Here is a 9,386-nt window from a genome sequence, read left to right as displayed (position 1 = left end):
GCCGGTCGTGGTCGCGGTGACGGCGGTGGAGCGGGCGGACTCGCCGGCGCTGTTGGTGGCGGTGACCTGGAAGGAGTAGGCGGTGGCGGCGGTCAGCCCGGTGACGGTCGTGGACGGGGTCGTGGTGGTCGCAACCTTCGCGCCGTCGCGGTAGACGGCGTAGCCGGTGGCGCCCGTCACGGCGCCCCACGTGAGCGGGACGCTGCTGGCGGTGGGGGTGCCGGCGGTGAGGCCGGTGGGCATGGCGGGCGGCTGCGTCGTGCCGCCGCCCGGGCCGACGAGGCTGACGTCGTCGACGACGTAGGCGGGCTGGCCGTACCAGCCGTGCAGGTAGACCGTCGCCGACGTGGCCGTCGCCGACGTGGTGAACGTCAGGCTGAGCCGCTGCCAGGTCGAGGCCGAGGGCGTCCAGGTGGAGACGTCCTGCGCGGTCGCGCCGCTCGCCCCGAGATACACGTACGCACCCTGGACCCACGCGCTGAGCGTGTAGGTCGAGGAGGGCTGCACGGTCACGCGCTGCGAGCAGCGCGCGTTGTCCGCGCCCGCGGGCGCGGCCCGCAGCGCACCGCTGCCGGTGCGGACCGGGCTCGCGGTCGCCTGACCCGTCGAGCCCGAGCAGGTCCAGCCGGACAGCCCCGACTCGAACCCGCCGTTGACGACGAGCTCGGTGTCCGCGGCGGTGGCGGTGGTGGTCCCGGTGAGCAGTGTCCCGACGAGCGTCGCCGAGGCGACGAGCGCGAGGAGCCTGCGCAGTCGTCGGCGTCGCGGGGTAGTGGGGTCCATGGCGGATCTCGCTTTCGTCGTCGAGGAGCGGTCCCGCGCAAGGTCCTCCTGGCGCCGCGCGCTGGTCAATCCCCGTACGAGAGACCCCGTACGTCCCCCCGTCGTCGCCGAGGCCAAACAGGGGATGTTAGGTTCTTTCGGTGAACCAGCCGATCGTCCCGCCCCGCAAGGTGTCCGAGCTCGTCGTCGAACGGCTCAGCGAACGCATCGCTCGGGGGGAGTGGCCGGTGGGCTCCCGGATCCCGCCGGAGCCCGAGCTCGTGGCCGAGCTGGGCGTGGGCCGCAACACCGTGCGCGAGGCGGTGCGCGCGCTCGAGCACGCGGGCGTCCTGGAGCCCCGGCGCGGCGACGGCACGTACGTCCGCGCGGCCGACGGCCTCGACGCCGCCCTGGCCCGCCGCGCACGGACCACCGACGCCTTCGACGTGCTCGACGTGCGCGGCATCCTCGAGCGGGGTGCGGCGCGGGCGGCGGCGGGACGGCACGACGCGGGCGCGCTCGCCCGGCTGGACGCCGCGCTCGCGGCCCAGGTCGCGGCGCGCGACGCCGACGAGGACACGTTCCAGGCCGCCGACGTCGCGTTCCACGCCGAGGTCGTGCGCGCGGCCGGAAACCCGCTGCTTGCCGACCTCTACGACGGCCTCGACCACGCGCTCGTCCGGACCTTCCCGTCGGGGGAGCGGCGACGGCACCACCGCGACGTCCCCGGCCACGAGGAGGTCGTGGCGGCGATCCGGGCCGGCGACGCCGACGCGGCCGAGGGCGCGGTGACCGCGACGATCGACGCCGTGCGCGCGCAGCTCGTGGAGGCTGCCGTGGAGGGCCCCGGTCGTGCTGGGGCCGGGGAGGTCTCCGCGTGAGCGCGCTGCGCCGTCCGCTGGGGGTGGGGGCGGTCGTCGCGATCGTCCTCGCCTCGCTCAACCTGCGCCCCGCCGTCGTCTCGATCTCGCCGGTGCTCGGCGAGATCCGCGCCGACCTGGGGCTCAGCGCGGCGGCGGCGGGCGTGCTCACGACGCTGCCCGTCCTCTGCTTCGGCCTCCTCGCGCCGCTCGCGCCCGTGCTCGCGCGGCGCTGGGGGCTCGAGCGTGCGCTCTTCGTGAGCCTCGTCGTGCTGTGCGTCGGCTTCGCGCTCCGGCTCGTCCCCGAGACGTGGGGGCTCTTCGCCGGGACCGTGGTCGCCGGGTGCGCGATCGGCCTGGGGAACGTCCTGCTGCCCGCGCTCATCAAGCGCGACTTCGCCGACCGCATCGGGCTCATGACGGGGCTGTACTCGATGGCGCTGTCCGGCGGCGCCGCGCTCGCGGCGGGGCTCACCCTCCCGATCGCGACGGCGGCGGGTCTCGACTGGCGCGGCGCGCTCGCGACCTGGGGCGTGCTCGCCGTCCTCGGCGTGCTCGTGTGGGTGCCGCGCGCGCTGCGGCCCGACCTGGCCGGCGCGACGTCGTTCGGCGCGGGCGCCGGGGCCGGGGTCGCCCGTTCCGCGGTGTGGCGGAGCCCGCTCGCCTGGGCGGTCACGGTCGTCATGGGCATGCAGTCGCTGTCGTTCTACGCCGTCAACGCGTGGCTCCCGGAGATCATGGTCGCGCTCGGCCGGACGCCGGAGGCGGGCGGCTGGCTCCTCGCGCTGTGCAACCTCGCAGGGATCCTCGGGTCGTTCGTGACCCCGGTCCTCGCGGGGCGCATGCGCCGTCAGCGGGGCATCGGGATCGTGCTCGTCGTGCTCGTCGGGTCCGGGCTGCTCGGGCTCGCGCTCGCACCCGGCGCCGCGGCGCTCTGGGTCGTGCTCGTGGGACTCGGCCAGGGCGGCGGCATCAGCCTCGCGCTCACCCTCATGGCCCTGCGGGCCCGCGACGCCGCCCACACGTCCGAGCTCTCCGGCATGGCGCAGAGCGCGGGCTACCTGCTCGCCGCGACCGGGCCGCTCGGTCTCGGGCTCGCGCACGACGCCACCGGCACGTGGACGCTGCCGCTCCTCCTGCTCGTCGCCGCGGCCGGAGTCCAGGGCGTCGCCGTGTGGTTCGCGGGTCGGGACGCGCACGTGCACTGACCGCCGACGCGACGAACCCCGGGTCTCTCCCCACGGCGCGGTGACCGTGACGAGAGACCCGGGGTTCGTCGTCGGGCTGCGGGACGGGGCCCGGCGGGCGGACTACTCCGCGGGCTGGGCGGTCGCCTCGGCGCCGCCCTGCTGCTCGACGGGGCGGCCGCCGCGCGTACGGCGGCGGTTCCGGGACCGACGACGGCGCTCGCCGCCCTCGGACGGCGCGTTCTCGGACGGTGCACCCGCGGTGGCGGCGGCCTGCTCGCCCTCGGGACGGCTGCCCGAGCGCTCGCCCTCGGCGCGACGCCCGCCGGAACGGCCCTGGCCGCCCGAGCGACCGCGGTCGCCCTGCTCGCCCCGGCGGTGCCCGCCGTCGGACCGGCCGCCCTGGCGACCGCGCGAACCGCCGGCCGGCGTGTGCCGCTTGCCGGTCTCGCCGAGGTCCTCGATCTCCTCCGCGTCGAGCCCGGCGAGGGTGCGCCGGTCCTTGGGGAGGCGGCCCTTGGTGCCCTCGGGGATGTGCAGGTCCGTGTACAGGTGCGGGGAGCTCGAGTACGTCTCGACCGGCTCCGGGATGCCGAGGCCGAGCGCCTTGTCGATGAGCGACCAGCGGGGGATGTCGTCCCAGTCGACGAACGTCACCGCGGTGCCCTTGTTGCCCGCGCGGCCGGTGCGGCCGGTGCGGTGGAGGTACGTCTTCTCGTCCTCGGGGCACTGGTAGTTCACGACGTGCGTGACGTCCTCGACGTCGATGCCGCGCGCCGCGACGTCCGTCGCGACGAGCACGTCGATCTTGCCGTTGCGGAACGCACGCAGCGCCTGCTCGCGCGCGCCCTGGCCCAGGTCGCCGTGGATCGAGCCGGCCGCGAACCCACGGTCGACGAGCTCGTCGGCGACCTTCGCCGCGGTGCGCTTGGTCCGCGCGAACACGATCGTGCGACCGCGGCCGTCGGCCTGGAGGATGCGCGCGAGCATCTCGACCTTGTCGAGCGCGTGCGCGCGGTAGACGACCTGCTCGATGTTCTTGACCGTCTGGCCGCCGTCGTCGGGATCGTTCGCCCGGATGTGCGTCGGCTGCTTCATGTAGCGGCGCGCCATCGAGACGACGGCGCCCGGCATCGTCGCCGAGAAGAGCATCGTGTGCCGCTGGGCGGGCGTGCGGGCCAGGATCTTCTCGACGTCGGGCAGGAAGCCGAGGTCGAGCATCTCGTCCGCCTCGTCGAGGACCACGATCGAGGCCCGCGTGAGGTTGAGGTGGCCCTGGTTCATGAGGTCGATCATGCGGCCGGGGGTGCCGACGACGACCTCGACGCCGCGCGTCAGCGCCTCGACCTGCGGCTCGTACGCGCGGCCGCCGTAGAGCTGCACGATGCGCACGGAACGGCGCTTCGAGGCGGTGCCGAGGTCGTTCGCGACCTGGACCGCGAGCTCGCGCGTCGGGACGACGACGAGGGCCTGGGGCTTGCCGGGGGAGGGGAGCTCGTCGAACCCGGGCTCGCCCGGGGCGACCACGCGGTGCAGCAGCGGCACGCCGAAGCCGAAGGTCTTCCCGGTACCCGTCTTGGCCTGGCCGATGATGTCGTGCCCCGACATGGCGACCGGCAGGGTCATCGCCTGGATGGGGAAGGGCTGGACGATCCCCGCGTCGGAGAGCGCGTCGACGATCTCCTGGCGCACGCCGAAGTCGGCGAAGGTGGTGTTGTCCGCATGGACGCTCGCGGCGACGGTTGTCGCGTCCGCGCTCACGTCAGGGGTCGCGTCGGTGCTGGTCGCGTCTGTGGTGGTCACTGGTGCCTCTGTCTCGTTCGGGCACGCGCGACCGTCGGCGGGCCCGTCGTGGGCCCGGCACCGGGAGAGGTTCCCGGTCGCGGTCGTACGCGCCTCGTGGCCGGCAGCCGATCGTGAATGTCGTGGCCAGGCCCGCGCTGCGGACCGTGCCGTGCCGTCGTCGTTCGCGTGACGAGCGTGAGGTCTGGACGACCGGGCAACCGATGTACGTCGGCCATGATATCGGAGAACTATCCTGGCCTGATGAGCGACGCCGAGCACGCGAGCCCCCTGACCCTGCCCACGGCGGACCACGCGGACGCCGTCGAGCTGCTCGGTCTCGTCGCCTACACGGAGCTCGCGAGCTTCGGACGGCTCGCGGGCGACGCCGCGCACGCCCCGACGCTGCGGCAGCGGCAGGCGCTCTCGCGGCTCGCGGCGGCGATGCTCGACCGGCAGGAGCGCGTCCTCGTCCGCGTGGACGAGCTGGGCGGCGACCCCGCCGACTGCATGACCGCCTTCGACGGCCTGTTCGACGACTTCGACGCGCGCACCCGCCCCAGCACGTGGTGGGAGGGGATCCTCAAGGGGTACGTGGGCCAGGGCGTGGCCGACGACTTCTGCCTGCTCGCCGCGCAGGGCCTCGACGAGCGCTCGCGCGACGTCGTCGTCGAGGCGCTCACGCAGGACACGCCGTCGCAGCGCTACGCCCCGGTCATCGCGGACGCCGCCGCCGCGGACCCGGTGCTCGCGTCCCGGCTCGCGCTGTGGGGCCGGCGCCTCGTCGGCGAGGCGCTGGGCGTCGTCGGCGTCGTCCTCGCCCAGCGGCCCGCGCTCGCGCGCCTCGTCGCCGCGGGGATCGACGCGACGGCCGAGGCCGCGTCGAACGGCCCGGCGCCGGCGACCCAGTCGTGGGTGTTCTCGCGCCTCACGGCGGAGCACTCCCGGCGCATGGACCGCCTGGGTCTGGCGGCCTGACGACGCCGCCGTCGCGCCCGGGGGCGCGACGGCGGCGTCGTCGACGGTCAGGTCGTGGCGGTCAGAGAGAGCCGAAACCGACCTTGCGCTGCTCCTCGGTGCCGATCTCGACGTAGCCGAGCGACGCCGTCGGGATGATCACGCGGCGACCGCGCGAGTCGGTGAGCTCGAGGGCGGGGGCGCCACCGAGCGCGTCCGCGACGGCGGTCGCCACGGCCTCGGCGGACAGGTCCGTGTCGACGACGAGCTCGCGGGCCAGGTTCTGCACACCGATCGTGACTTCCACTCACATCTCCTCACAGCGGCTGCGCCAGGCGCAGCGACGACGGGCCTCGGTCCGCCTGTGGGCGTCCCACCGGCGACAACGCGTTCGATAGTAGTCAGATTCCCGCGGTCGAGCCGTCGAGCGCCGCGTCCGGTCCGGGGGCGACGTCGGCGGACGGCGCCGCCGCGGCGTCCGGGGCTCCGGCCCGCGGACGGCGCAGCATCCCGTGCACACCGCGCCAGACGAGGCGCGGGACGAGCCGGGTGACGTCGTCGGCCGACGCGGTCCCGTCCGGACGAACGGCCTCGGTCGCGGCCGCCCGGCCGACGGCGGTGCACGTCCGCGAGACGACGAGCGCCTCGTCGGCGTCGAGGTCGGTGATCCGGACGAGCACGTCGGCGAACGCCCCCGCGATGCGGGCGTCGGGGGCGAGCACGCGCGCCCGCACCACCGGGTCGCGCATGACGTCGGACTCGAAGAGCAGCGCCGCGGACCTGCCGGCCGTGCGCGCGTAGGCGACGTACGCCCGGACGATGCCCTCGATGACGGCGAGACCGTCGACCGCGAGGGCGTCGAGGTCGCTCGCGGAGATCCCGGGGGCCGGCTCGCGGAACGGGTCGAGCGTGACGTGGACGGCGCGGACGAGGCGGTCGCCCTGGTCGTCGATGAGCGCGAGGTAGAGGTCGAGCTTCGAGGGGAAGTGCCGGTAGAGCACGGGCTTGCCGACCCCGGCGCGGTCCGCGATGTCGTCCATCGAGATGTGGTGGTAGCCGTGGGAGGCGAAGAGCTCCTCGGCGATCGTCAGGAGCTGCGTCCGCCGCTCGTCCCGGGGCATCCGGGTGCGCGCGGCGACGGGCGGCCCGGCCGTGCCGCGCCCGCGTCCCTCGCTGGCTCCGGTCATGGGGGGAGGATACGGAAACGGCGCCTCGTGTCGACCGGGCGTCGCGAGGAGTGGGACGATGGGCGGGTGCCCGACAGACATACCCCCCCGAACCGCCCGTCGACAGCTCGCGTGAAGCGCTCCTCGCGGGGCGTGCGGCACGGTGCGGCCGTCGCCGCCTGCCTCGTGGTCGGGTTCGGGGGCGGCGCCGCGACGGCGGAGGTGTGGGACGTCCCGAGCGTGACCGCGCCCGTCTCGGCGGACCGCGAGGACCCGCCCGCTCCGCCCCGCGACGAGGCCGACGCGGCGAGCCGGTCCGGCGCGGAGCGCGCGGGCGACGTGGTGCTGGCGCCGGAGCTCCGCGAGCGCGTCGCACCGCGCCCCGACGTGGTCGTGCCGCTCGCTCCTGCGGACCCGCCGCCGCAGGCCGAGGCGGAGCCGGTGCCCGAACCCACGCCGACGACGCCCGCGACGCCCGCGGCGCCGGTCGCGGAGCCGGGCTCCGGGCTCGTGGGCGAGGTCGTCGTCGCGCCCGACCTCGGGGGCGCGCTCGACGTGGTCCCGGGCGAGGCCCCGGCCCCCGGGACGGGCACCGTGCGGTCCGTGCGGGTCGAGGTCGAGCAGGGCCTGCCCGTGGACGGCGAGGTCCTCGCGACGGCGGTGCTCGCCACGCTCAACGACCCGCGCGGGTGGTCGGGCCCCGACGGGGTGACGTTCTCCCGGACGGCTGCCGACGACGCGTCGATCCGCGTCGTGCTCGCGAGCCCCGCGACGACCGACCGGATGTGCGCCCCGCTCGCGACCGAGGGGAAGTACTCGTGCGGCAACTCCGTGTCCGGCGTCGCGGTGCTCAACTTCGAGCGCTGGGTGCTCGGCGCCCCCGACTTCGGTGACGACCTCGCGACGTACCGCCAGTACCTGGTCAACCACGAGGTGGGTCACGTGCTCGGGCACGGGCACGAGGACTGCCCGGCCCCGGGCGCCGTCGCGCCGGTGATGGTGCAGCAGTCGATCTCGGCCCAGGGGTGCCTGACCAACGGGTGGCCCGTGCCGTAGCGGCGCTCTCGCCGCTCCGTCGGCGATGCCCACGGTGTGGGTGGCACGTGATGGGATCGGGTCCGTGCCCCGGACGACCGCCCCTCGCCTCGTCGCGCGGCCTCGCGACCACGAGGCCGACGTCACGCTCGACGACTCCCAGCGCGCGGCGCTCGCCGCGGCGGCCGGGCCGGGCGCGACGCTCGTCGTCGGGGCGCCCGGCACCGGGAAGACGCTCGTCGCGCAGGAGGTCGTGCTCGCGGCGCTCGCCGACGGCCTCGCCCCGGAGCGCGTCCTGCTCCTCGCCTCGTCCCGGCGTGCCGCCGCTGCGCTCCGCGACCGCCTGTCGGCCCGCGCCCGCCGCACCGTCGGTGCGCCGATGGTGCGCACCGCGGCCTCGGCGGCCTTCGCCGTGCTGCGCGAGCGCGCGGCCGCGCTGGGAGAGCCCGTCCCGACGCTCATCTCCGGACCGGAGCAGGACCTCGTGCTCTCCGAGCTGCTGGAGGGCCACCTGGAGGGCGACCTCGCGCACCTGGGCTCGCCCCTGGTCCTGCCGCCCGGCCTCCCCGAGGAGGCGCTCGGGCTGCGGGGCCTGCGCCAGGAGCTCCGCGACCTCCTCATGCGCGCGGCGGAGCGCGGCCTGACGCCCGCCGACCTCGCCGCGCTCGGAGACCGCTACGAGCGGCCGGAGTGGTCGCTGGGCGCCCAGCTGTTCGCGGAGTACCTCGACGTGACCGCGCTGCGCTCGGGGACGCCGGACGCGGGCGCCCGGTTCGACCCGGCGATCGTGGTCGACGAGGCGGCCGAGGCCCTCCTCGCGTGGGACGACGAGGTGCCCGACGCCGCCCGGCCGCGCTGGGACCTCGTCGTCGTCGACGACTACCAGGAGGCGACGGTCGCGACCGCACGGCTCCTGCACGTGCTGCACGACGACGGCGCACGGCTCGTGCTGCTCGGCGACCCCGACGCGGCGGTGCAGACCTTCCGCGGTGCGAGCCCGGGCCTCGTCGGCCGTGCCTCGGCGCCCGCCCGCCGGGACGGGGCCCGGCGCGGCGAGCTCGGGGCGCGCGTGGCCGTGCTCGGCACGGCGTGGCGGCAGGACGCCGCGCTGCGGGACGTGACGCGCCGGGTCGCGGCGCAGGTCGGCACCGTCGCCGGCGCGGTGCACCGCGGTGCGGCCCCCCGCGGTGCGCCGCTCGACGCGGCGGGCGCGGCCGGCACGTCCGGTCAGGTGGCCGCGCATCGGGGGACCGGCTCGGGCGGCGAGCCCGGGGCTGCCCCACCCGTCCAGGTCGTCGTGCTCTCCGCCGTCGCGCAGGAGGCCGCGTTCGTGGCGCGCGAGCTGCGGGCCGAGCACCTGCTGCACGGCACGCCGTGGCACCGGATGGCGGTCGTCGCCCGCACCGGGACCCGTCTCGCGGCGCTGCGCCGGGAGCTCGTCGCGGCCTCGGTGCCGGTCACGCTGCTCGGCTCCGACGTCCCGCTGCGCGACGAGCCGGCCGTCGCGCCGCTGCTCGCGGCGGTCCGCGTGTGCGTCGCGGACGAGGACGACGTCGATGCCCTGGACCCCTTCACCGCCGCAGCCCTGCTCACGTCGCCGGTCGGCGCTCTGGACGTCGTCGCGCTCCGTCGGCTGC

The 9,386-nt window shown here is 76.2% G+C and carries 9 protein-coding genes; 5 read left to right on the top strand and 4 right to left on the bottom strand.

All coding sequences use genetic code 11. The features are described from left to right. A partial coding sequence (locus FB00_RS20430) for a carbohydrate binding domain-containing protein (RefSeq protein WP_047234761.1) occupies positions 1-783 on the bottom strand: 783 nt, incomplete at its 3' end. 140 nt (positions 784-923) lie between these two features. On the opposite strand from FB00_RS20430, the gene FB00_RS20425 reads away from it, so the two are divergent. Together FB00_RS20425 and FB00_RS20420 are read left to right on the top strand one after the other, a co-directional pair. After that, a complete protein-coding gene (locus FB00_RS20425) occupies positions 924-1,643 on the top strand; it encodes a FadR/GntR family transcriptional regulator (RefSeq protein ID WP_047234760.1) in 720 nt (239 codons plus the stop codon). Beyond that, on the top strand, positions 1,640-2,830 hold the full coding sequence (locus tag FB00_RS20420) for a CynX/NimT family MFS transporter (protein WP_047234759.1): 1,191 nt from the start codon (positions 1,640-1,642) through the stop codon (positions 2,828-2,830). Before FB00_RS20425 ends, FB00_RS20420 begins: the two co-directional genes overlap by 4 nt. Positions 2,831-2,932: 102 nt before the next feature. Here FB00_RS20420 and FB00_RS20415 read toward each other — a convergent pair whose 3' ends face one another. Then, positions 2,933-4,612 carry a DEAD/DEAH box helicase gene (locus tag FB00_RS20415; protein WP_047234758.1) on the bottom strand — a complete coding sequence of 560 codons (1,680 nt, stop codon included), beginning with the start codon at positions 4,610-4,612 and terminating at the stop codon, positions 2,933-2,935. A 243-nt stretch (positions 4,613-4,855) separates the two neighbouring features. Between FB00_RS20415 and FB00_RS20410 the strand changes: the two genes are divergently transcribed. Beyond that, positions 4,856-5,569, top strand: coding sequence for a ferritin-like fold-containing protein (locus tag FB00_RS20410; RefSeq protein ID WP_047234757.1), 714 nt, complete (start codon positions 4,856-4,858; stop codon positions 5,567-5,569). A 61-nt stretch (positions 5,570-5,630) separates the two neighbouring features. Here the strand turns inward: FB00_RS20410 and FB00_RS20405 are convergent, their stop codons facing one another. Continuing rightward, positions 5,631-5,855 carry a DUF3107 domain-containing protein gene (locus FB00_RS20405; RefSeq protein ID WP_047234756.1) on the bottom strand — a complete coding sequence of 75 codons (225 nt, stop codon included), beginning with the start codon at positions 5,853-5,855 and terminating at the stop codon, positions 5,631-5,633. A 94-nt stretch (positions 5,856-5,949) separates the two neighbouring features. Beyond that, a complete protein-coding gene (locus FB00_RS20400) occupies positions 5,950-6,735 on the bottom strand; it encodes a TetR/AcrR family transcriptional regulator (RefSeq protein WP_052877833.1) in 786 nt (261 codons plus the stop codon). 111 nt (positions 6,736-6,846) lie between these two features. Between FB00_RS20400 and FB00_RS21410 the strand changes: the two genes are divergently transcribed. Together FB00_RS21410 and FB00_RS20390 are read left to right on the top strand one after the other, a co-directional pair. Beyond that, on the top strand, positions 6,847-7,770 hold the full coding sequence (locus FB00_RS21410) for a DUF3152 domain-containing protein (RefSeq protein WP_052877832.1): 924 nt from the start codon (positions 6,847-6,849) through the stop codon (positions 7,768-7,770). A 64-nt stretch (positions 7,771-7,834) separates the two neighbouring features. Then, positions 7,835-9,386 (top strand): UvrD-helicase domain-containing protein (locus tag FB00_RS20390; protein ID WP_047234755.1); only part of this gene is annotated, 1,552 nt, incomplete at its 3' end.

This window comes from Cellulosimicrobium funkei (genome assembly GCF_001019615.1).
Taxonomy (GTDB): Bacteria; Actinomycetota; Actinomycetes; order Actinomycetales; family Cellulomonadaceae; genus Cellulosimicrobium; species Cellulosimicrobium cellulans_E.
The sequence above is the reverse complement of the archived record's forward strand: the minus strand, read 5'-3'. Positions and strand labels throughout refer to the sequence as shown.

Excerpts from the sequence above, each read along its gene's own strand:
- FB00_RS20410 (WP_047234757.1), top strand. The coding sequence starts at position 4,856 with ATGAGCGACGCCGAGCACGCGAGCCCCCTGACCCTGCCCACGGCGGAC.
- FB00_RS20400 (WP_052877833.1), bottom strand. The coding sequence starts at position 6,735 with ATGACCGGAGCCAGCGAGGGACGCGGGCGCGGCACGGCCGGGCCGCCC.